The organism is Microbacterium xanthum (assembly GCF_034531355.1).
Taxonomy (GTDB): Bacteria; Actinomycetota; Actinomycetes; order Actinomycetales; family Microbacteriaceae; genus Microbacterium; species Microbacterium xanthum.
Genome location: NZ_JAWHUE010000004.1, coordinates 264193 through 285356 on the forward strand (window position 1 = coordinate 264193; position 21164 = coordinate 285356).

Here is a 21164-nt window from a genome sequence, read left to right on the forward strand (position 1 = left end):
CGAAGCCGGTCAGCGCGACAGGCGCTGCCGCTTGGAACTGACCACCCCGGTGTCGAAACCGGCAAGATGCAGGCCACCGTGGAACCGTGCGTGCTCGATCTTCAGGCACCGATCCATCACCACGGCCAGACCCGCCCGCCCCGCTCGGGCGGCCGCCCGCTCGTTCCACGAACCCAGCTGCAACCACAGGGTCGAGGCGCCGACGGCCACCGCCTCCTCCGCCACGCCCGGCAGGTCGTCGTGACGGCGGAAGACGTCCACGAGGTCGGGCACGACCGGCAGGTCGGCGAGCGACGGGAACGCGCGGCGGCCGAGGATCGTCTCCGCGCGCGGGTTGACGAAGTAGACGTCGTACGGAGAGCTGCTCGTGAGGTAGGTGGCGACGAAGTAGCTCGCGCGCGCCGGGTTGTCGGACGCCCCGACGATCGCGACCGACCGGGTGCGGCGGAGGATGTCGTGGCGCTCCTGCGCGCCCGGCCCCTGCCACGTGCGCTCGGCGACGGTGGAGGGCGCGGTGGGCAGTGCGCAGAAGGCGGCATCGGTCATCGGGTCGCTCCCGTCGCTTCGGTCAGGGCCCGATCCAGGTCCCACAGGATGTCTTCCGGATCCTCGAGTCCGACGGAGATGCGGATGAGGTCGGCAGGTGTCCCGGCGGCGACGAGCTGCTCGGGCGTCAGCTGCCGGTGGGTCGTCGAGGCGGGATGGATGACGAGGGTGCGGGCGTCGCCGACGTTCGCCAGGTGGGAGGCCAGGGTGACCGAGTCGATGAAGGTCTCCCCCGCCGCGCGGGCTGCGGCCTCGCGGGCGACGTCATCGGGGAAGTCGCCCGACGGAGCGACGCCGAACGCGAAGACCGCGCCGGGTCCGAGGGGCAGATACCGCCGGGCGCGGTCGGCGTGGGCGTGAGCGTCCAGCCCGGCCCACGTGACGAACGACACGCGGGGATCGGAGTCGAGCCATTCGGCGACGATGCGAGCGTTCGCGAGGTGGGCGTCCATGCGCTGCGGCAGCGTCTCGATGCCCTGCAGGAGGGTGAACGCCGCCTGCGGGTTCAGGGACGGCCCGATGTCGCGCAGCTGCTCGCTGCGGAGTTTGGTGAGGAAGCCGTACTCGCCGAAGTTGTCCCACCACCTGATGCCGCCGTACGAAGCGACCGGCTCGGTCATGGCGGGGAATCTGCCGTTGCCCCAATCGAAGGTTCCGGCCTCGACCACGACTCCGCCCAGGGCGGTCCCGTGACCGCCGAGGAACTTGGTCACCGAGTGGATCACGATGTCGGCACCGTGTTCGATCGGGCGCAGCAGGTAGGGCGTCGCCAGGGTCGCGTCCACGACGAGGGGAAGACCGGCGTCGTGCGCCACGGCGGCGAGGCCCGCGATGTCAGCGATCTCACCACCCGGATTGCCGATGGCCTCGGTGTACACGACTTTCGTCTCCGGACGGATGGCCGCGGCGTAGTCGGCCGGATCCGACGAGGCGACGAAGGTGGTCTCGACGCCGAAACGCCGCAGGGTCACATCCAGCTGGGTGATGGTCCCGCCGTACAGCTGAGCCGATGCGACCACGTGGTCGCCGGCGCCGACGAGCGCCGCGAACGTGATGAACTCCGCGCTCATGCCGCTCGCGGTGGCCACGGCGCCGATTCCGCCCTCCAGCGAGGCGAGCCGCTCTTCGAGGGCGGCGACGGTCGGGTTGCCGATACGGGAATAGATGTTCCCGTACTTCTGCAGGGCGAACAGGTTGCCCGCATCGGCTGCATCGTCGAAGACGAACGAGCTGGTGTGGTAGATCGGGACGGCTCGGGCGCCGGTCGCGGCGTCAGGGGTCCCGCCGGCGTGCAGCGCTCGCGTGCGGAATCCGAATCGGTGCTCGGTCACTCGTTCTCCTTGTGCTCGGCGGGGACCGCCGTCTCCGTGCCCCCGCGCAGACGCGCGACGGCCTCACGCACGCCGTCGACGGCGGCGGGGTCCTGAAGGCTTGTGATGTCACCCAACACGTCACCCTCCCACAGCTGCACGAGCAGTCTGCGCATGATCTTGCCGGAGCGGGTCTTGGGCAGGTCGGGGACGACGACGACGTGCGCGGGTTTCGCCACCGGCCCGATCTCCTGCGCGACCCGCGCGCGGAGGCTGTCGATATCCACCGCCTCGCGGAGGACGACGAATGCTGCGACCGCGTGCCCGGTCACCGGGTGGGCGACGCCGGCGACACCCGCCTCACCCACGGCGGGATGCGCGACGAGGGCCGATTCGATCTCGATGGTGGACAGTCGGTGACCCGAGACGTTCACCACGTCGTCGAGTCGACCGAGGATCCGGATGGAGCCGTCCGGAGCGACGGTGGCGGAGTCTCCGGACACGTAGTAGCCGCCCCACTCTCCGCGTCCGGCAAAACGCGCCCAGTACGCGTCTCGGTACCGCTCGGGCGACCCCCAGACGGTCCGCGCCATCCCCGGCCACGGTCGTCGCACCACCAGGGTCCCCGACCGGCCGGCGGAGACGGGATCTCCCTCGTCGTCGACGACGGCCGCGTCGATCCCCGGCAGGGCCACGGTCGCCGATCCCGGCGTGAGAGTCGTCGCTCCCGGCAGCGGTGCGATCATCGCCGCACCGGTTTCGGATTGCCACCAGGTGTCGACGATCGGCAGCGAATCCCGTCCGTGGTTGCGGCGGAACCACATCCACGCCTCGGGATTGATGGCCTCGCCCACCGTGCCGAGCAGGCGCAACGACGAGATGTCGTGCGTGCGCGGCACCTCCTCTCCCCACCAGGTCATGAACGTGCGGATGAGCGTCGGGGCGGTGTAGTAGACGGTGACGCCGTAGCGCTCGATGATCTCGAGGTGACGCTCGCGGTGCGGGGCGTCGGGCGTGCCCTCGTAGATCACCTGCGTGAGGCCGTTGGACAGGGGCCCGTAGATCTCGTACGTATGGGCCGTCACCCAGGCGAGGTCCGCGGTGCACCAGTGGACGTCGTCGGGCTTGGCATCGAAGTGAGCCCAGTGCGCCCAGCTCGCGTGCGCGAGGTACCCGCCGGATGTGTGGACGAGGCCCTTGGGCCGTCCGGTCGTCCCGGAGGTGTAGATGATGAACAGCGGATGCTCCGCGTCGAAGGCACGAGGCTCGTGCACGTCTGGTGCCGTGTCGACCAGCTCGTGCCACCAGCGGTCGCGGCCGGGGGTCCAATCGACCTGCTGACCGGTTCGGCGCACCACCAGCACGTGCTCGAGGTCGGGGAGCCCCGCCGCGGCATCGTCGGCAGCGGACTTCACCTCGACCGCGCGCCCGCGACGCCACTGCCCGTCGGAGGTGACGAGCACCTTCGCTCCGGTGTCCTCGAGGCGGAAGCGCACCGCCTCGGCGGAGAATCCGCCGAACACCAGTGAGTGGATGGCCCCGATCCGGGCGCACGCGAGAGCGACGACCACCGTTTCGATGAGAACCGGGAGATAGACCACCACCCGGTCCCCGGGACCGACGCCGAGAGCCTCGAGCCCGTGCGCGGCACGGGCGACACGCCGCTGCAGGTCACGATAGGTCACGGTCACACGATCACCGGGCTCGCCCTCGAAGTGAAGCGCGACCTTGTCGCCCCGCCCCGCAGCGACGTGCCGGTCCACGCAGTTGACGGCCACATTCAACCGTCCGCCCTCGAACCAGCGGACCCTCGGCACCGAGAGCTCGCCGGTCTCGTCGCGCGCGGGAGGCTCCCAGTCGAGCGCGGTGGACCACGGGGTCTCCCAGACGAGTCGCCGCGCCGCCTCCTCCCAGAAACCGATCGGGTCGGCCGCGGCAGCCCCGTAGGCGTCGGCCCCGACGTTGGCCTGCGCGGCGAAGGTCGGATCCGGTGCGAAGGTCCGGTTCTCGCTCAGCCGCGACTCGTCCGTCGGCGGCTCGATTGTCATCGACATGTCCACACCCGCTCGCGCGTCAGAGCCAGCGCTTGAGCACCGCGCGCTCGAACAGCGACAGCAGCGCATTGGTCAGCGTTCCCAGCAGTGCGAGCAGCACGATGGCGAGGATGATGCGGTCCACACGCCCCGTGCTCTGCGATTCGGTCAGGAGGAACCCCAGGCCCATCGACGCGCCGACGAGCTCCGCCGCGACGAGGAACAGCCACGCCTGAGCCAGTCCCAGGCGAAGGCCCGCGACCATCGCGGGCACGACCGCCGGCAGCTGGACCGTACGCAGCAGGGGCCACCCGCGGAGCCCGAAGGACCGCCCGGCCTCGATCAGGTGCGGGTCCACGCGGTGCAGCCCCGCGGCGACCGTCGTGAAGACGGGGAAGAAGGCGCCGATCGCGATCAGGGTGACCTTGGAGTCCTCGCCGATCTGCATCCACAGGATGAGCAGCGGCACCCAGGCCAGCGAGGGCACCGCACGGAGGGCGACGATCGTGGGCCCCAGGATCACCTCTCCCGCGCGGGAGAGTCCCACGACGGCGGCGACGGCCAGACCGGCGACGGCACCGACGGCGAAACCGAGCAGCACGCGCTGGATCGAGATCGCGATGTGCACCCACAGGGTGCCGTCCGCGGCGAGCTGGACACCGGCCTGCACCACCGAAGCCGGTGTGGGAAGACGATAGGTGGGGATGATCCCCGCCGTCGTGACGAACTGCCACGCCGCGAGGAGGACGAGCGGGAGGAGGAGTCCGCCCACAATGCGCACTCCGCGGCGCGCCCAGAAGGGCGTCGCCGCCGAAGCAGCGCCGCCCTCCCGGTGCGCGCGAGTCGCAGGAGCCGTGACGGTCATTCGCTCGTCGCGTTCAGGGCGAACTCGTCGTAGACGAGGGTGTCCAGGGCATCGTCGAGGGCCTCCTGACCACCGGCGACATCACCCGAGTCGACGAGGACCGGTGAGATCCGCTCGAGCACGGCGATCTGATCCGCACCCGGGACGCCGGAGACGTCGAGGTTCGAGCGCTCGATAATGACCGTCTCGGCCACCGCGGTGTCCAGACCGGAGGCCTCGGCGAGGAGCGCCGCTGTCTCCTCGGGGTTCTCCAGCGCCCAGACGCGTGCCTGCTCGTAGGCGTCCACAACGACCTGCGCCACATCGGCGTGGTTGTCGATGAAGTCCTCCGTGGCGTTGAGGAACCCGTAGGTGTTGAAGTCCACGTTGCGGTAGATCAGCTGCGCACCCGAGTCGACCTCGGCGCCGGCCATGATCGGGTCGAGGCCTGCCCACGCGTCGACGGAGCCGCCGGCCAGCGCCGACCATCCGTCCGCATGCTGCAGGTTCTGCACCTCGACATCGCTCAGGGAGAGTCCGGCTTCGTCGAGCGTCTGCAGCAGGAAGAAGTACGGGTCCGTCCCCTTGGTGGCGGCGATCGAGGTCCCCGCGAGGTCATCGACCGAAGCGATGTCGCTGTCGGCCCCGACGACGATGGCCGACCACTCCGGCTGGGAGTAGATGTCGATGACCTTGATCGGCGAGCCGTTCGCCCGGGCGAGGAGGGCGGCCGAACCCGCGGTGGAGGCGATGTCGGCGGATCCCGAACGCAAGAGTTCGTTGGCCGTGTTCGAGCCGGTGGACTGCACCCATTCGACCGAGACGTCGTCGCCGAGGGCCTCTTCGATCAGACCCTGGTCGCGCAGGACGAGGCTGAGGGGGTTGTAGGTGGCCCAGTCGAGGGTCAGCTGGTCGGTGGACCATTCGCCGGACGCGCTCGAGCTGTCGCCCGTGCTGCTGGCGTTCTCGCCGGCGATGCAGCCGGTGGCGAGCATCGCCATCGCACCGGCGAGGGCGATCGCGGGTACGGTTCGGCGGATGACGGTGCTCATCGGTTCTCCTCGGGAGTGTTGTAGTGGTGGGTGTGCACGCCGAGTCCCTCGAGGAGGGTGGCGCGCAGATCCGCGAACGCGCGGTCTGCGCGGTCGCGGGGTCGGGTCCCGGTGACCGGGATGATCTGGGCGATCGAGGACGTGTCGGGCGTCGCCGATCGGAGCGAGGTCAGCAGGACGACCCGATCGGCCAGGTACAGCGCCTCTTCGACGTCGTGCGTGACCAGCAGGATCGTGGTCGGCTGGGCCGCGTGGATGTCCAGGAGCAGATCCTGCATCCGCAACCGGGTGAGCGCGTCCAACGCGGCGAACGGCTCATCCAGCAGCAGCACGTCGGGGTTGCGGGCGAGAGCGCGGGCGAGCGAGGCGCGTTGGGCCATTCCGCCCGACACCTCGCGCGGGCGCAGATCCGCAGCATGGTCGAGCCCGACCAGCTGCAGGAGTTCGCGCACGCGCGCGCTCCCGGCCTCACGAGCCGCGCGTCGATTCCCGCGAGCGCGGGGCAGACCGAGCTGGACGTTCTGCGACAGGGAGCGCCAGGGCAGCAGCCGCGGCTCCTGGAACGCGATCGACGCCCGCTCGTCGGTGTCGGCGAGGCGGTCACCGTCGACGGTGATCTCCCCGGCGGTGGGCTGATCGAGACCGCCGACGAGACGGAGGAGGGTGGACTTCCCGCATCCGGAGGCTCCGATCACCGCCACGATCTCCCCCGCGGGGAGTTCGAGGTCGATGCTGCGAAGCACATCGTTCGCCGTTTCGGTCGACCCGAACGTGCGGCCGACACCGCTCAGGCGAACGGCTCCGCCGCGGCGAGGTGCCGTGGGGGCCGAGACAGGGGCGTCGAGGGTCGTGGTCACGCAGCAACAGTGACAGGGCTGAACCGCACTTCACGAACCGCGCGCAACATCACGAAACAATCCGCTCGCCGGTCACGGGGGATCCGCGGCCGCCTTCCCCGCGGACAGCGGGTCCGCGAACGCGGAGAGCGCGTCGCGGAGCGCGATCAGATCCTCGGCGACGAGACCGGTCGCGCTCATCACCTGTCCGGGCACCTCGAGCGCTCGCTCTCGCAGGGCACGCCCTTCCGGGGTGAGGGCGATGTCGAGAACGCGCTCATCATCCGGCCGGCGTCGCCGCGTCACCCGTCCCTGCGATTCGAGCCGCTTGACGAGCGGGGACAGCGTGGCGGGCTCCATCGCGAGCGCCGCGGCGAGCGGCCCGAGCGAGCGGGGAGACTGCTCCCACAGCGCCAGCATCACCAGGTACTGCGGATGCGTCAGACCGAGCGGTTCGAGGATCGGCCGATACACCGACAGCACATTCCGCGCGGCGGTGACGATCGCGAAGCACACCTGGTTCTCCAGCAGCAGCGGGTCCGGTCCCGCCGGCTCGCGATCGGTCATGTGAGGCTCATTTCGTTAGTACGCTAATCATCATGGCACGAGGCAACGGATCCGAATCCGACCGACCGCGTCACGCGGGCCTGCGGGCGCGGGTGCGGGCCGCCGGCGGCTGGTACGCCTACGTCAACGCCCGACTGATCGCCGTCGCCGGCCCTGCGTCGGTCGGACCGTATGAGACGACCCCCGAGCCGCCGCGACACGAGCGCCCGTGTCCCGTCTGCGGAGCGGTGATGACCGATCACCGGGTCGACCGGTCCGGACCGAAGCCGTTGCTGCGCTGCCCGCCACGCGGCTGAAGGTTCGGCGGCGGTCAGGCGTGGCCGGCCTTCTCCATTGCGCGCAACTCCTTCTTGAGGTCCTGCACTTCGTCGCGCAGGCGTGCCGCCAGCTCGAACTTCAGCTCGGTCGCGGCCGCCAGCATCTGGTCCGAGAGGTCCTGAATGGTCGCCTCCAACTGCTGCGCACCCTCGGCGGCGATGCCTTCGCGCCGCAGCTGCGGCGTTGCCGAGCGCCCCTTGCCGCTCTTGGTCTTGGCGGCATCCTTGCGCGAGAGCATGTCGTTCGTGTCCGACGCCTCCCGAGCGAGAACCTCGGTGATGTCGGCGATCCGCTTGCGAAGCGGCTGCGGGTCGATCCCGTGCTCGGCGTTGTAGGCGAGCTGCTTCTCGCGTCGCCGTTCGGTCTCGTCGATGGCGTTGCGCATGGAATCGGTCATGGTGTCCGCGTACATGTGCACCTGGCCCGAGACGTTTCGCGCCGCACGGCCGATGGTCTGAATCAGAGATGTCCCCGACCGCAGGAACCCCTCCTTGTCGGCGTCGAGGATCGACACCAGCGACACCTCCGGCAGGTCGAGGCCTTCTCGAAGCAGGTTGATGCCGACCAGGACGTCGTACACACCCGCCCGCAACTCGGTGAGCAGCTCGACGCGGCGCAGCGTATCGACGTCCGAGTGCAGGTAGCGAACCCGCACGCCGTGCTCCCCCAGGAAGTCGGTCAGCTCCTCGGCCATCTTCTTGGTCAGGGTGGTCACCAGCACCCGCTCGTCGCGCGTCACGCGCACCCGGATCTCCTCGAGCAGATCGTCGATCTGCCCCTTCGACGGCTTGACGATGATCTCGGGATCGACGAGTCCGGTCGGGCGGATGATCTGTTCGACCACGCCGTCCGCGATCCCCATCTCGTACCGACCCGGGGTCGCGGACAGGTACACGCTCTGGCCGATGCGCTCCTTGAACTCGTCCCACCGCAGCGGACGGTTGTCCATCGCGCTCGGAAGGCGGAAGCCGTGGTCCACGAGGGTGCGTTTGCGGGAGGCATCTCCCTCGTACATCGCCCCGATCTGCGGCACCGTCACATGCGACTCGTCGATGACCAGCAGAAAGTCGTCCGGGAAGAAGTCCAGCAGCGTATGCGGCGGCTCGCCGGCCGAGCGGCCGTCGAGGTGGCGCGAGTAGTTCTCGATGCCGGAGCAGAAGCCCAGCTGTTGCAGCATCTCGAGGTCGAACGTCGTGCGCATACGCAGACGCTGCGCCTCGAGCAGCTTGTTCTGCGACTCCAGCTCGGTCAGCCGCGCGGCCAGCTCGTCCTCGATGGTCCCGATCGCCCGCTGCACCGTCTCGGTGGCCGCGACGTAGTGCGAGGCGGGGAAGATCGGAACGGACTCCATCTTCTGCACGACGTCTCCGGTGAGAGGATGCAGCATGTAGAGCGCCTCGATCTCATCGCCGAACATCTCGATCCGGATGGCGTATTCCTCGTAGACCGGGATGATCTCGATCGTGTCGCCCCGGACGCGGAAGTTCCCGCGGGAGAAGTCCACGTCGTTTCGGTTGTACTGCATCGAGATGAACTTGCGGATCAGCGCGTCCCGGTCGTATCGCTCGCCCACCTGCAGCGCGACCATCGCACGGAGGTATTCCTCCGGGGCGCCGAGGCCATAGATGCAGGACACCGTCGAGACGACCACCACGTCCCGTCGCGAGAGCAGCGAATTCGTCGTGGAGTGGCGCAGCCGTTCGACCTCGGCGTTGATGGACGAGTCCTTCTCGATGAAGGTGTCCGTCTGCGGCACGTATGCCTCGGGCTGGTAGTAGTCGTAGTACGACACGAAGTACTCGACCGCGTTGTGCGGCATGAGGTCGCGGAACTCGTTCGCGAGTTGTGCGGCGAGCGTCTTGTTGTGGGCGAGGACGAGGGTCGGGCGCTGGACCGCCTCGACCAGCCACGCCGTCGTCGCGGACTTACCCGTTCCGGTCGCTCCGAGCAGGACCACGTCGGTCTCCCCGGCGTTGATGCGCGCCGCCAACTCGGCGATCGCCTGCGGCTGGTCGCCGCTCGGGGAGTATTCACTGACGACTTCGAACGGTCGCACGGAACGAGTGGTCTGCACTCTTCCAGCGTAGGCGCGACCCCCGACATCGGGGCCGTCGCTCAGCCCAAACCGCCTCCCGCGTCGAAACCGCCGAACCCCGCGACATCGAACCCACCCGCACCGGCGTCGAACCCCGCCCCGTCCATGCCGCCGACAGCGACCGTCTCCACGCCCGTGACGTCGCCGATCCACGCGGGCTGACCGCCCAGCATGGCGCCGGCGCCCACGGTGAAGTAGGTCGTGAGCGCAGACGAGAGCAGGAAGTGATGGGCCACGACCGACATCACCCCGACACTCCCCAGGAGGGCGCGGGGATCGATGTCATCGCGCGGGTCGACGGGCGTCCCCGTCGCCGCGAGCGCGGTCGTCGATGCGACCGCGCCACCGGCCGCGACCTCCGCGGCCCCGGCGCGGCGGGCACGACGCTCCTCGGCACGACGAACCAGGACCGCCAGGAGGTCCCCGCTCTCGGGGTCGGCCCGCTCCCCGTCTGCCATGAACGGTCGAAGTCGATCGAACATCTCCCGCCGCTTCTCGGGCGGCAGGTCACGGAATGCGTCGGCGTGCGCCTTCTCGATCACGCTGCTCGGAAGCGACCCCAGCAGGTAGACGTACCGCGCGATCTGTTCCTCCTCGCTGATCGCACGGCGCGGCGACCTCCGTCGACGCCATCTCGAGAGAACTCCCATGTCCTCGACCTCCCTCGTCTCCTCCAGGGTACGTCGCGTCCGCCTACAGTGGAGGGATGCTGGAGTTCCTCGTCGGGACCGGCCTCGCCGCCTCGGCGGGCCTGAACGCCTGGATGCCGCTGCTCGTCCTGGGGCTGGCGGACCGATTCGTCCCCGCCGTCGAGCTGCCGGCGACGTGGGCATGGCTCTCCAGCGATCTCGCACTGTGGGTCGTGGGCGTGCTCCTGGTGGTCGAGATCATCGCCGACAAAGTCCCGGCGGTCGACACCATCAACGACGTCCTCCAGACCGTCGTACGACCCGCGTCCGGCGGCATCGTGTTCGGTGCAGGAGCGAGCGCCGAGACCGTCTCGGTGACTGATCCGGCGAGCTTCTTCACCGACTCGTCCTGGGTCCCGATTCTCACCGGGGTCGTCGTCGCGCTCGCCGTCCACGGGGTGAAGGCCGCCTTCCGCCCGGTCGCGAACGCGGCGACCGGTGGCATCGCCGCGCCGGTGGTCAGCACGATCGAGGACGCTTCCGCCCTCGCGCTGTCGATCCTCGCACTCCTCGTTCCGGTGCTCGCCGCCGCCGCTCTGGTCACCGCCATCGTCGCGATGGTCTTCGCCGTCCGGCGATTCCGTCGACGTCGCGGAGGCGAACGCGCGCACGACGCGGTCTGACCGCGGTCAGTGCCGCGCCCCGGCGACCCGTGCCTCGAGCGACCGCCAGAGCTCGTCGACCTGCCGGTGCGTGTCCGCCAGGTCACCGGCGGTGTCGATCACGACATCCGCCAGCCGCAGCCGCTCATCGTCGGACACCTGCGCGGCCAGACGCGCGTCGGCATCGACCTCGCTCATCCCGCGCAGTCGTACGAGGCGGTCACGACGAAGCCGCGCCGGCGCGTGCGCGACGACGATGAGCTCCCACGGATCCGACGCGCGCGTCTCCGCCAGCAGTGGGACGTCGTAGACGACGACCGCGTCGGGGTCGGCCCGGAACGCCGCCGAGAACCGACGGTGCGACTCCTCGCGGACGGCGGGGTGAACGATCGCGTTCAGGGATTGGACGGCGCGCTCGTCGCCGAAGACGGCCGCGCCGAGTGCCGCGCGATCGAGGCTGCCGTCTGGGCGCAGCATTCTCGCCCCGAAGCGCTTCGCGATCGCGGCGAGCACCGGGGACCCCGGGCTCTGGACGTCACGGACGATGCGATCGGCGTCGACGACGACGGCCCCGTGTTCAGCCAACCGGGCCGCGATCGTCGACTTGCCGGAGGCGATTCCTCCGGTCAGGGCGACGAGTGGCATGCCTCGAGCATGCCATGCACGCGCCGAGGTGGTGGGACCGTCACCGGGACGGAGCGCCCGACCCGCCTTCGGGCGCGGGCGCCTCACCCTCACCGGGTACCGGGGCGGTCCCGTACGAGGCCACGAGTGCGATCTCGTCACGGTGTCGCGGGAGGAAGACCCCGACGACGGCGGCGCCGATCGCGATGGCGATCGCTCCCACGGCGTACGCGGCGATCGAGCCCGTTTCCAGGCTCTGCTGGGCGGCCTGCAGGATCTGGTCCTTGTACTGCGGGTACTCCTCGGCCACCTGCAGCGCCGAGGCGTACGACGACTGCAGGGCGGTCGTGACCTGTGCGCTGATGTCGGAAGCCTCGCCGGACTGCGCGATGAGCCGGCCGAACACGTGTGCGAACCCCGCCGCGAGGATCGCTCCGAGGACGCCCTGCATGATCGAGCCGCCGAGATCGCGCTGGAGATCGGCGGTGGCGGATGCCATCCCCACGCGGCGCACCGGCGTCGACTCGGTGATCGCCCGTGAGGCGGGGGTCATCGCGAAACCGGCGCCGATCCCGATCGCGAGATAGGCGATGCTGACGTACCAGAACGGTGTGTTCTCGCTCCAGAACAGCATCGTCACGAATCCGACGAGGACGAAGGCGTAGCCCACCAGCATGGTGAATCGCGAACCGCGCGAGAGGACCAGCTTCGCCGACTGCGGCGCCACCGCCAGCAGACCGATCCCGGCCGGCACGATCGACAGCGAGGCCTCCAGCGTCGAGTAGCCGAGGATGTTCTGCTGGAACTGCTGCCCCACGAACATCGCTCCGATGAGGGATCCGAACACGATCAGGCCGCCGGTCGCGGGTGCCCAGAACAGACGTCGGCGCGCGACCGACAGGTCGTAGAGCGGCGACCGAGCGGTCTTCTGCCGCCATCCGAAGAGCACGATCAGGACCGCGGAAGCCATCAGCAGAGCACCCCCGAAGGCCGCCGTCTCGGGCGCGAACACGGTCGACAGACCGAGAACGAGCGAGGCGATCATGGCGACCGAGATGATCCCGCCGATGTGATCCACGGCGTCATCCGACTCCGAGACATGAGAGGGCACGCAGACGATCACCAGAACGAACCCCGCCAACGCGATCGGCAGCGCCAGGAGGAACGCGGAACCCCACCAGAACCACAGCAGCAGTACCCCGGCCAGGACGGATCCGATGACGGTCGCGGTCGCACTGACCGCCGACCACAGCGCGATCGCGACGGTGCGTCGCCGGCCCGGGGCCCACAGTGCGGTGATGAGCGAGAGCGTGGTCGGATAGGCCATGCCCGCTGCGATCCCGGTGAAGACCCTCGCCGCGATGAGCATCTCGATCGAGACCGAGAAGGCCGCGAACACACTTGCGAGCATCGTCAACCCGAGACCGAGCACGAGCAGTTGCTTGCGACCGTGACGGTCGGCGACGGCTCCGAGGTACATGACCGACATGGCCAGACCGAGCGCGCACCCCACCGCGACGAGGTTCAACGACGTCTGGCTCGCTCCGAACGCGTCACCGATGTCGGGCAGGGCGATGTTCGCCGCGGCGAGATTGATGTTGCAGACGAGCGCCCCCAGGATGAGGGCGGTCAGGACGAGGCGTGCACGGCGAGGCGCATCGGCCGGAGCCGTGGGCGAGGCGGGGGTACTCACGCGCCCACCCTAGCGAGGCGGGTCGCCCCGGCGTCGACCGCCCCTCCTCTGCCAGGATCGCCTCATGGCACTTCCGATCAGCCCCGGCCGCCTCGCCCTGCTCGTGGCGGCGGTACTCGCACCCCTCGTCGTCGTCGCCGCCACTCCCCTCTCGAGCGCTCTGGGTGCGACCGTGCTCGGCGTGATCGCGACGGCGGGTTCGATCCGACGCGGTGCCCCGGCGATGTGGCGCATGGCGGGATCGTCGGCGATCGTCTCGCTCCTGGCCGGATGGACCGCGACCACGGGCGACGCCGCTCCGGTCATCGGCACGGCCCTGGTCGTCCTCGCCTCCCTGGCCACCAGCGCTCTCCCCCGGCACGGCCTGACCGCCTCGGGCGGGATGGTCGTCACGATCGCCGCGCTGCTGGTGATCAAACCCGTCTCGATGCCCGTCGACACGGTCGGCGCGTGGGCGGGGACGGTCCTCGTGGCCCTCACGGTCGGCGCCACGACCGCCTGGATCGCCGCAATCCTCTCGGTCGCGTTGCGGGGGCATGCGCTGCCGCGGCCCGAACTTCCCACCCCGACGGTGCCGTACAGCATCCTGCTCGCCGTCCTCGCGGGCGGGTTCACCTTCGTCAGCCTCACGGTCTTTCCCGACTCCAACGCGTGGTGGACGGTGCTCACCGTCGCGATCATCCTGCAGCCGACGCGGGACGAGCTGTGGTCGAAGCTGGGCGCACGTGTGCTCGGCACCCTGCTCGGCGGGGCGCTCGCCGCCGTCATCGCGGTTCTTCTCCCCACCGCCGTCGCGCCCGCAGCGCTGGGCTTGGTCGCGCTCGGCGCGAACGTCGTCCTCACGGTCCGGGGGGCGCCCTACTGGCAGTCGGCGACCGCGGTCACGGTGACGGTGGTGATGCTCACCTTCGACCGCGGCGAGCTCCTCCAGGGAGATCTCCAACGAATACTGTTCACCGTTCTCGCCGCGGCGACCACCGCGGCAGCCGTCGCCCTGCTCCGCGTGATCCCCCCGACCCGGGCCACGCGCGCGCGGTGAAAGGGCGACGGGCCGGGATCCCGAAGGATCCCGGCCCGTCGCTCGTCGGTGCGTGTCGACTCAGCGGCCCGACAGCTTTTCGCGAAGCGCGGCGAGCGCCTCGTCATCGGCGAGGGTACCGCCGTTGTTGCTGTCAGAGGTGAAGGAAGACGAGGGGGTCTCGCCGGCCGCGGCCGATGCGGCCTCGGCCTCCATGGCCTTGACGACGGCGGCCTTGTGAGCCTCCCAGCGAGCGTGGGCGGCGGCGTACTCCTGCTCCCACTTCTCGCGCTGCTCGTCGAAGCCGTCCTTCCACTGGTTGGTCTCCGGGTCGAAGCCCTCGGGGTACTTGTACTCCCCGTTCTCGTCGTACTCGGTGACCATGCCGTAGAGGGCCGGGTCGAACTCGGTGCCGAAGGGGTCGACCGACTCGTTCGCCTGCTTGAGCGAGAGCGAGATGCGACGACGCTCCAGGTCGATGTCGATGATCTTGACGAAGACCTCTTCGCCGACCGAGACGACCTGCTCAGCGAGCTCGACGTGCTTGCCCGAGAGCTCCGAGATGTGCACGAGACCCTCGATGCCGTCCGCGACGCGGACGAACGCGCCGAACGGGACGAGCTTGGTGACCTTGCCCGGAGCGACCTGACCGATCGCGTGGGTGCGGGCGAAGACCTGCCACGGGTCCTCCTGGGTGGCCTTCAGCGAGAGCGAGACGCGCTCGCGGTCGAGGTCCACCTCGAGGATCTCGACGGTGACCTCCTGGCCGACCTCGACGACCTCCGACGCGTGCTCGATGTGCTTCCACGAGAGCTCCGAGACGTGGACGAGACCGTCGACGCCGCCGAGGTCGACGAACGCACCGAAGTTGACGATCGACGACACCGTGCCCTTGCGGACCTGGCCCTTGTGCAGGTTGTTGAGGAAGTTCGAACGCGACTCCGACTGCGTCTGCTCGAGCAGCGCGCGGCGCGAGAGGACGACGTTGTTGCGGTTCTTGTCGAGCTCGAGGATCTTCGCCTCGAGCTCCTGGCCGAGGTACGGAGTGAGGTCGCGGACGCGACGCAGCTCGATAAGCGATGCCGGGAGGAAGCCGCGGAGCCCGATGTCCACGATCAGGCCGCCCTTGACCACCTCGATCACCTGACCGGTGACGACGCCGTCGTTCTCCTTGATCTTCTCCACGTCGCCCCACGCACGCTCGTACTGCGCGCGCTTCTTCGACAGGATGAGGCGACCTTCCTTGTCCTCCTTCTGGAGGACGAGGGCTTCGACCTCGTCGCCGACGTTGACGACCTCGTTCGGGTCGACGTCGTGCTTGATGGAGAGTTCACGCGAGGGGATGACGCCCTCGGTCTTGTACCCGACGTCGAGGAGCACCTCGTCGCGGTCGATCTTCACGACGGTGCCTTCGATGAGCGAGCCGTCGTTGAAGTCCTTGCCCTTGAGGGTCTCTTCGACCGCGGCCAGGAAGTCCTCAGCAGATCCGATGTCGTTGATGGCGACCTGCTTGGTGGCCGGGGCGGTCGTTGCGGTAGTCATGTAGTGGGTTGTCCTAAGAGGTTGTGTGGTCGGGCTCCGAACGCGGGCAGGCCGCAGGGGAGCGAAACGGATTGTGATCGTGCGATGTCACACGCGTCCCCGCCCGAGGGCGGTCGCGCACGCATCGAGGCGTGACGAAGAGGTCACACGAGTGACACTCGATGCTAACAGAGCAACGACCGCCGATTCCAGCCGGGCCGACGCCGACACCCGGGGCGGACGCTGTCAACCCCTCGGAACGACCCGCCCGACGATGGCAGTGTCTCCGCATGGGCGAGCGAGCAGAGTTGCACACCGGCGATCGGGTCAGTTGGGTCACCCCGCAAGGGCGCACGCGGGGCGAGGTGACCGACATCCGCACCACGGACTTCACCTTCGCCGGCCAACGCTTCACCGCTTCCTCCGAGGACCCGACCTTCATCGTCGCGTCGGAGAAGTCCGGCTCGGAGGCCGCGCACAAGAGGAAAGCGCTGCGCAAGATCCCTGACTGACCGCCCGGCGTCCGGATCCTCCCCTCAGCGGAGGTCGGACAGCCAGGCCAACGCCAGCCGGTGGGAGCGCAGCCCGTAGTCGAGGGTCGCCCGCTGGTGGCGGAAGATCTCTGCGTACTCCGGCGGGACCTCCTGTGTGCGCAGCCCCGCGTCGACGGCTTCCAGATCGGCGATCGATGCCGTGACGTTCCGGATCAGCACGTCGATCACCTCTCGACGGTCCGCGTCGTCCGGAAGAAGCCCCAGCAGATAGACCCTCGCGAGCATCACCCGCTCGACATCCGCCCCCTCGGGCGGGGAGAGCATCCATGCGCGCCAGGCGGCGATCCCGGCCTCGGTGGGCACGTGGACCTTTCGCCGCCGCGCAGACCGCGCCTCCTCGTGAACGACCACGAACCCGTCGGCGGCGAGCCGCGCGAGCGCGCGTTGGATGCTGCCGAAGCTCGCGCTGTAGAAGAGCGAGGCGCCGCCGGCGAACTGCTTGTGCACGTCGTAGAGCGACATCGGCGCCAGGAGAAGCATTCCGAGGATGAGGAATTGCATCGAACCTCCTTGTGAAACACCTTTTATATTACCCTTAGGTATATGAAGACTGTTGTGAACGCCGACACGCCGAAGCGCCGCGACCGCCGCACCGCGCGGGCGCTCGGGGCGATGGAGAAGGCCGCGGCACGAAGCGATCGGCGCCGTCGCGAGCTCCCCCCGGTGCAAGCGCTGGTGCGTGCCCCGGGGGTGGAGTTCGCGCACGGCGACCGTGCGCGCCCATTCCACACGGCGAGCGTCGGGAAGATGATGACCAGCACTCTCGCCTTCCAACTCGCCGAGCGCGGTCGACTCGATCTGGACGCCCCGGTGACCGACCTCCTGCCGAAGAGCGCCACCGCGGGCCTGTTCCGCCGAGCCGCAGCCGATGCTGCACACGAGGTGACGCCGCGGATGCTCGCCGCGCACACGAGCGGCGTCGCGGACTACTTCGAAGATGCCAACGACACCGGCACGCCCTTCCCGCGATTGCTCGCCCACGAACGCGGGCGGCGATGGTCACCGGACGATCTGATCGACTTCACCCGTGCCCACCAGGCACCGGTCGACGCACCCGGTACGAGCTTCCACTACTCCGACACCGGCTACGTCCTTCTCGCCCGCGTGGTCGAGGAGCACGGCGACGCGAGCCTCGCCGAACAGCTGCACGCCCGTGTGTTCGGCCCGACGGGCATGAACTCCTCCGCCCTCGCCTTCCACACCGTCCCCGGCGGGGCCGGTGCGACGGGCACACCCCGCGCCGAGATGGACATCGCCCCGCTCGTCGTCGACGGCACCGACCTGGCGGACGCGCCCGCGCTCAGCTGCGATTGGGGAGGCGGCGGAGTCGTCTCCACCCTGGATGATCTGGCCCGGTTCGCGCAGGCCTGGCACCGCGGGGACCTCCTCGGTCCCGAGGGGCGCGACGCGATGCAGCGGCCTCGCCACCGCTTTCGCAGCGGCATCCACTACGGCACCGGACTCATGGAACTGCGGTACGGCGAGTTCTTCCCGCTGCTCCGAGGCCTCCCCCGCACCATCGGACATCTCGGCGTCACCGGCGCCCACCTGTTCAGCGCACCCGAGCTCGACGTGACGATCGTGCTCAACGCGCATTCGACCGCGGAGATGACACGCAGCTTCCAGCTGCACATACGGCTCCTCCAAGCCGCGGTCTCCGCGGCGCGGAGCTGAGCGTCAGACCGGGACGGCGGCGAGCAGGAGGCCGTGCGGGTCCCATCGACGTTTGGCATCGCGCAGCGCCGCGATCGAGTCCCCGAAGCCGGCGGCCGGGTCGACTCCCCCGTCGATGAAGGTGAGCGCCGAGGACTCCTCCCGCCACGCATCGAATCCGTCGGCCACGCCGTGGACCACCTCGGCGGCATCGGCGCGGGCTCCCGGCTCCGGGACGACCGCGATCGCCAGCACCATGTACTCCCCGCGCAGCGCCGAGACGGCGCCACCACCGACCGCGCGTCGCGACGCGGCCCCGCCCACATGGCGAGCCTCGAGGATGAACAGAGGCGATGTCGCGCCCACCTCCACGAACCGCCCGACCGCGTCGTCGGGAAGCGAGCGCAGCATGCGGTGCGCCGTGACGGCGGGCGTGGGCGCGGGCGGGTCCATGTGGAGGTCCACGACCTCCGCGGGCGAGCGCATCCCGAAGGTGTCGATCTCCGGCGACAACCGCCTCAGATCTTCGAGGAGAACCTCCGCGCGGGCGGGGTCCTCCCGCATGACACCGTCCACGACCACCACCGAGCGCCCTGCCAAGAACGGCGGCAGATCCGGAAGGGGCGGGAAGTGCATGATGCGCAAGGTCGTGGTCACCGACTCGGGAGCTGCACGGGTGAGGGCAGCCCACGCGGGTGCGACGGTTGCCGCGGCCTCGGCCGGCCAGAGGAGCATGCCCGCGAACACCTCGTCGACGGGGAACATCTCGACATCGAGCGAGAGCACCACACCGAAGCCCCCGGAGCCGCCGCGCAGGGCCCAGAACAGGTCGGGGTTCACCTCGGACGAGGCCTCCCGCACCTCACCGTCGGCGCATACGACCCGTACCGACCGCACGGAGTTGACCGTCAGGCCCTCTCCGCGCGCATAGAAGGAGAGACCGCCGCTCAAGGCCAGGCCGGCCACCGAGACGTCTCCGGCGCTGCCGTGCAGGGCGGTGAGGCCATGGGCGGCACCGGCTCGCACCACCTCCGACCAGGTTGAACCGCCACACACCCTGGCCACGCGCGTGGCCGGGTCGAGGGCGACCCCCCGCAGTCTGCGCAGGGACAGCAGGATCGCCGTCGAGAGGTCGGAATCCGCGAGGGCCCCGGCTCCGTGGCCCGTCGATTGCGGCGCGACCCGCAGCCCGGCCTCCGCTGCCGCGCGGACGACATCGACGACGTCGGCCTCACCCTCGGCGACGACGACGGCGAACGGCCGTTGCGGGAACGCGAGGTTCCACGGCATCACCGCGGAGACGTAGTCCGGGTCCTCGGGAAAGCGGACTCGCTCCCCCAGGCGTTCGCGAAGGACGAACTCAGCACGGTCGGCATCGGCGGACATGGCGGTTCCTCTCGGTCCGGCGACCGATCGACACACGCGGCCGCTCCTGCACATCAAGAGGCGCCCGCCCGCCCGGTGATACGGCGACGGGGTGCCGCACGTCGTTCTGCTCAGCCGCCCAGGGCCGCGGCGGTGATCGTTCGCGCGGCAGCCTCGGCCGCATCCACAGCACCCGCCCCCGCCACACGCACCGCCGCGAGCGCGCCCTCGTGAAGGCACACCAACTGCAGCGCCAGCGAATCCGGATGCTCCGCGCCCGCCTCATGGGCCAGCGCCGCGAAACACCCGCGCAGCCAGACCTTCTCTGCGATGATGACGTCGTAGCCCGGGTGCGCGTCATCCGCCATCTCGGCGAGGGCGTTGATGAAGGCGCAGCCGCGGGAATTGCCGCCACTCCACTCCCCCAGAACACGGAAGGGCACGAGAAGACGGTCGCGAGGGTCGCCGACCTCTGCGAGTCGCCGCTCGAACAACTCACGCCACCGGCGATCACGGTCGAGCAGGTAGGTCGCGACCAGGACGTCTTTCGATCCGAACCGGTCGTACAGGGTGCGCTTGGTCACCCCCGACGCGTCGGAGACGGCGTCGACACCGACCGCCGTGATGCCCCGCCGATAGAAGAGGTCGCTCGCGGCGTCGAGGATGCGGCGGGCGCCGGGGGTCAACGTCTCGGGGTCGAGGGCGGTTGCCTTCACTGTTCTGTGTACCTATCGTGGGACGAGCAACTTCACCGATCAGTGTACCTGGAGCCGCCGTGAACGACACACCGACCATGATCGCCGCCCGCATCCATGCCCACGGTGGGCCGGACGTCCTCACCCTCGACCGGGTCACGGTACCCGAGCCCGGCCCGGGACAGATCCGCGTGCGCGTCGTCGCCGCCGCACTGAACAACACCGACCTCTGGACGCGGGAGGGCGCATACGGCGTCGACGGTGAGAACGGGACGCCCTCCGGCTGGACCGGACGGATCGACTTCCCGCGGGTCCCGGGGGGCGACGTGGCGGGGTTCGTGGATGCCGTCGGCGATTCCGTCGACGCATCGATGACGGGAGCGCGGGTCGTGCTCGACCCTGCGACCTATGACGCGCCCGGCGACGACGCACTTCCCGTCCGCATCCTGGGCAGCGAATACGACGGCGGGTATGCCCCGTTCGTGGTCGTTCCCGCCACGCATGCACACCGCGTCGACGACTCGCCGCTCGATGATGCGCAGTTGGCCGCCCTGCCCATCGCGTACGGGACGGCGATGGGCATGATCGAACGCGCCGGGCTCGGCCGCGGTGACCTGGCCGTCGTCACCGGCGCCTCCGGCGGGGTCGGCCTCGCGCTCGTCCAGCTCGCCGTCGCCCGCGGCGCGGAGGTCATCACCGTCTGCAGTCGCGCCAAGGCCGCCGACGTCCGAGCGGCCGGCGCGTCGCACGTCGTGGACCGATCGTCCGACGCGTGGTCGGAGGTGGGTCGGATCGCACCGGATGGTGTCACCGCAGTCCTCGACGTGGTCGCCGGATCGAACATCCGGTCCGGACTCCCCCATCTGCGTACCGGCGCGCGCTGGGTCGTCGCCGGCGCACTGGGGGGACACGAGATCGACATCGACGTGCGAACGCTGTACCTGGGCAACATCTCCCTCATCGGATCGACCATGCACACGCGCGCCCACTTCCGCGCACTGATGGATCTGGCGCGCCGCGGCGCGGTGCGCCCGCTCATCGCGCAGACATTCGCACTCTCCGAGGTGCATCGCGCCCAGGAGGAACTGGCCTCTCGCCGACACGTCGGCAAGCTGGTCCTGCTCCCGGAGCACGGGGCCTAGGCTTCTC

21 protein-coding genes are annotated in these 21164 nt (G+C 69.7%); 6 read left to right on the forward strand and 15 right to left on the reverse strand.

The annotated features are described in order from the left end of the window. Positions 1–9 precede the first annotated feature (9 nt). The 7 genes from RZO50_RS13600 to RZO50_RS13630 all read right to left on the reverse strand — a co-directional run bounded on the left by RZO50_RS13600 (position 10) and on the right by RZO50_RS13630 (position 7188). A complete protein-coding gene (locus tag RZO50_RS13600; RefSeq protein ID WP_322600266.1) occupies positions 10–546 on the reverse strand; it encodes a CoA-binding protein in 537 nt (178 codons plus the stop codon). After that, on the reverse strand, positions 543–1877 hold the full coding sequence (locus RZO50_RS13605) for an O-acetylhomoserine aminocarboxypropyltransferase/cysteine synthase family protein (RefSeq protein ID WP_322600267.1): 1335 nt from the start codon (positions 1875–1877) through the stop codon (positions 543–545). Before RZO50_RS13605 ends, RZO50_RS13600 begins: the two co-directional genes overlap by 4 nt. Then, positions 1874–3910, reverse strand: coding sequence for an acetate--CoA ligase (gene acs, locus RZO50_RS13610; RefSeq protein ID WP_322600268.1), 2037 nt, complete (start codon positions 3908–3910; stop codon positions 1874–1876). Before acs ends, RZO50_RS13605 begins: the two co-directional genes overlap by 4 nt. 19 nt (positions 3911–3929) lie before the next feature. Then, positions 3930–4754, reverse strand: coding sequence for an ABC transporter permease (locus tag RZO50_RS13615; RefSeq protein ID WP_322600269.1), 825 nt, complete (start codon positions 4752–4754; stop codon positions 3930–3932). Continuing rightward, a complete protein-coding gene (locus tag RZO50_RS13620; RefSeq protein ID WP_322600270.1) occupies positions 4751–5785 on the reverse strand; it encodes an aliphatic sulfonate ABC transporter substrate-binding protein in 1035 nt (344 codons plus the stop codon). Before RZO50_RS13620 ends, RZO50_RS13615 begins: the two co-directional genes overlap by 4 nt. Beyond that, entirely contained in the window at positions 5782–6642 is an 861-nt protein-coding gene (locus tag RZO50_RS13625) for an ABC transporter ATP-binding protein (protein WP_322600271.1), read from the reverse strand. The genes RZO50_RS13620 and RZO50_RS13625 overlap by 4 nt, the downstream gene beginning before the upstream one ends. A gap of 72 nt (positions 6643–6714) precedes the next feature. Continuing rightward, entirely contained in the window at positions 6715–7188 is a 474-nt protein-coding gene (locus RZO50_RS13630) for a MarR family winged helix-turn-helix transcriptional regulator (RefSeq protein ID WP_322600272.1), read from the reverse strand. A gap of 32 nt (positions 7189–7220) precedes the next feature. On the opposite strand from RZO50_RS13630, the gene RZO50_RS13635 reads away from it, so the two are divergent. Then, positions 7221–7484, forward strand: a complete 264-nt coding sequence (locus RZO50_RS13635; protein WP_322600273.1) for a hypothetical protein — start codon at positions 7221–7223, stop codon at positions 7482–7484. A gap of 14 nt (positions 7485–7498) precedes the next feature. Here RZO50_RS13635 and uvrB read toward each other — a convergent pair whose 3' ends face one another. Further along, entirely contained in the window at positions 7499–9580 is a 2082-nt protein-coding gene (uvrB, locus tag RZO50_RS13640) for an excinuclease ABC subunit UvrB (RefSeq protein ID WP_322600274.1), read from the reverse strand. Between the two features lie 41 nt (positions 9581–9621). After that, positions 9622–10251, reverse strand: a complete 630-nt coding sequence (locus tag RZO50_RS13645; RefSeq protein ID WP_322600275.1) for a hypothetical protein — start codon at positions 10249–10251, stop codon at positions 9622–9624. Positions 10252–10307: 56 nt separating this feature from the next. Between RZO50_RS13645 and RZO50_RS13650 the strand changes: the two genes are divergently transcribed. Further along, the gene (locus RZO50_RS13650) at positions 10308–10913 is read left to right on the forward strand and encodes a DUF4126 domain-containing protein (protein ID WP_322600276.1); all 606 of its coding nucleotides are present in this window, start codon (positions 10308–10310) and stop codon (positions 10911–10913) included. A 6-nt stretch (positions 10914–10919) separates the two neighbouring features. Here RZO50_RS13650 and coaE read toward each other — a convergent pair whose 3' ends face one another. Both coaE and RZO50_RS13660 read right to left on the reverse strand, forming a co-directional pair. Next, the gene (coaE, locus tag RZO50_RS13655) at positions 10920–11537 is read right to left on the reverse strand and encodes a dephospho-CoA kinase (RefSeq protein WP_322600277.1); all 618 of its coding nucleotides are present in this window, start codon (positions 11535–11537) and stop codon (positions 10920–10922) included. Between the two features lie 40 nt (positions 11538–11577). Next, entirely contained in the window at positions 11578–13209 is a 1632-nt protein-coding gene (locus RZO50_RS13660; protein WP_322600278.1) for an MFS transporter, read from the reverse strand. Between the two features lie 64 nt (positions 13210–13273). Between RZO50_RS13660 and RZO50_RS13665 the strand changes: the two genes are divergently transcribed. Next, positions 13274–14248 carry an FUSC family protein gene (locus RZO50_RS13665; protein ID WP_322600279.1) on the forward strand — a complete coding sequence of 325 codons (975 nt, stop codon included), beginning with the start codon at positions 13274–13276 and terminating at the stop codon, positions 14246–14248. Between the two features lie 60 nt (positions 14249–14308). On the opposite strand, the gene rpsA is transcribed toward RZO50_RS13665, so the two are convergent. Beyond that, positions 14309–15769, reverse strand: coding sequence for a 30S ribosomal protein S1 (gene rpsA, locus RZO50_RS13670; RefSeq protein WP_322600280.1), 1461 nt, complete (start codon positions 15767–15769; stop codon positions 14309–14311). Between the two features lie 269 nt (positions 15770–16038). Between rpsA and RZO50_RS13675 the strand changes: the two genes are divergently transcribed. Beyond that, on the forward strand, positions 16039–16260 hold the full coding sequence (locus tag RZO50_RS13675; protein ID WP_322600281.1) for a hypervirulence associated TUDOR domain-containing protein: 222 nt from the start codon (positions 16039–16041) through the stop codon (positions 16258–16260). A 24-nt stretch (positions 16261–16284) separates the two neighbouring features. On the opposite strand, the gene RZO50_RS13680 is transcribed toward RZO50_RS13675, so the two are convergent. After that, entirely contained in the window at positions 16285–16803 is a 519-nt protein-coding gene (locus RZO50_RS13680; RefSeq protein WP_322600282.1) for a PadR family transcriptional regulator, read from the reverse strand. A 42-nt stretch (positions 16804–16845) separates the two neighbouring features. Between RZO50_RS13680 and RZO50_RS13685 the strand changes: the two genes are divergently transcribed. Further along, positions 16846–17976 (forward strand): serine hydrolase domain-containing protein, encoded by a 1131-nt coding sequence (locus tag RZO50_RS13685; protein ID WP_322600283.1) that lies wholly within the window; start codon positions 16846–16848, stop codon positions 17974–17976. 3 nt (positions 17977–17979) lie between these two features. Here RZO50_RS13685 and RZO50_RS13690 read toward each other — a convergent pair whose 3' ends face one another. Further along, entirely contained in the window at positions 17980–19341 is a 1362-nt protein-coding gene (locus RZO50_RS13690) for an FAD-binding oxidoreductase (protein WP_322600284.1), read from the reverse strand. A gap of 110 nt (positions 19342–19451) precedes the next feature. Then, complete coding sequence (locus RZO50_RS13695) at positions 19452–20036, reverse strand: TetR/AcrR family transcriptional regulator (protein ID WP_322600285.1); 585 nt, start codon at positions 20034–20036, stop codon at positions 19452–19454. A gap of 59 nt (positions 20037–20095) precedes the next feature. On the opposite strand from RZO50_RS13695, the gene RZO50_RS13700 reads away from it, so the two are divergent. After that, complete coding sequence (locus RZO50_RS13700; protein WP_322600286.1) at positions 20096–21157, forward strand: zinc-binding dehydrogenase; 1062 nt, start codon at positions 20096–20098, stop codon at positions 21155–21157. Positions 21158–21164 lie beyond the last annotated feature (7 nt).

Excerpts from the sequence above, each read along its gene's own strand:
- RZO50_RS13600 (WP_322600266.1), bottom strand. The coding sequence starts at position 546 with ATGACCGATGCCGCCTTCTGCGCACTGCCCACCGCGCCCTCCACCGTC.
- acs (WP_322600268.1), bottom strand. The coding sequence starts at position 3,910 with ATGTCGATGACAATCGAGCCGCCGACGGACGAGTCGCGGCTGAGCGAG.
- RZO50_RS13615 (WP_322600269.1), bottom strand. The coding sequence starts at position 4,754 with ATGACCGTCACGGCTCCTGCGACTCGCGCGCACCGGGAGGGCGGCGCT.
- RZO50_RS13620 (WP_322600270.1), bottom strand. The coding sequence starts at position 5,785 with ATGAGCACCGTCATCCGCCGAACCGTACCCGCGATCGCCCTCGCCGGT.
- RZO50_RS13630 (WP_322600272.1), bottom strand. The coding sequence starts at position 7,188 with ATGACCGATCGCGAGCCGGCGGGACCGGACCCGCTGCTGCTGGAGAAC.
- RZO50_RS13635 (WP_322600273.1), top strand. The coding sequence starts at position 7,221 with ATGGCACGAGGCAACGGATCCGAATCCGACCGACCGCGTCACGCGGGC.
- RZO50_RS13645 (WP_322600275.1), bottom strand. The coding sequence starts at position 10,251 with ATGGGAGTTCTCTCGAGATGGCGTCGACGGAGGTCGCCGCGCCGTGCG.
- RZO50_RS13650 (WP_322600276.1), top strand. The coding sequence starts at position 10,308 with ATGCTGGAGTTCCTCGTCGGGACCGGCCTCGCCGCCTCGGCGGGCCTG.
- coaE (WP_322600277.1), bottom strand. The coding sequence starts at position 11,537 with ATGCCACTCGTCGCCCTGACCGGAGGAATCGCCTCCGGCAAGTCGACG.
- RZO50_RS13665 (WP_322600279.1), top strand. The coding sequence starts at position 13,274 with ATGGCACTTCCGATCAGCCCCGGCCGCCTCGCCCTGCTCGTGGCGGCG.
- rpsA (WP_322600280.1), bottom strand. The coding sequence starts at position 15,769 with ATGACTACCGCAACGACCGCCCCGGCCACCAAGCAGGTCGCCATCAAC.
- RZO50_RS13675 (WP_322600281.1), top strand. The coding sequence starts at position 16,039 with ATGGGCGAGCGAGCAGAGTTGCACACCGGCGATCGGGTCAGTTGGGTC.
- RZO50_RS13680 (WP_322600282.1), bottom strand. The coding sequence starts at position 16,803 with ATGCAATTCCTCATCCTCGGAATGCTTCTCCTGGCGCCGATGTCGCTC.
- RZO50_RS13685 (WP_322600283.1), top strand. The coding sequence starts at position 16,846 with ATGAAGACTGTTGTGAACGCCGACACGCCGAAGCGCCGCGACCGCCGC.
- RZO50_RS13690 (WP_322600284.1), bottom strand. The coding sequence starts at position 19,341 with ATGTCCGCCGATGCCGACCGTGCTGAGTTCGTCCTTCGCGAACGCCTG.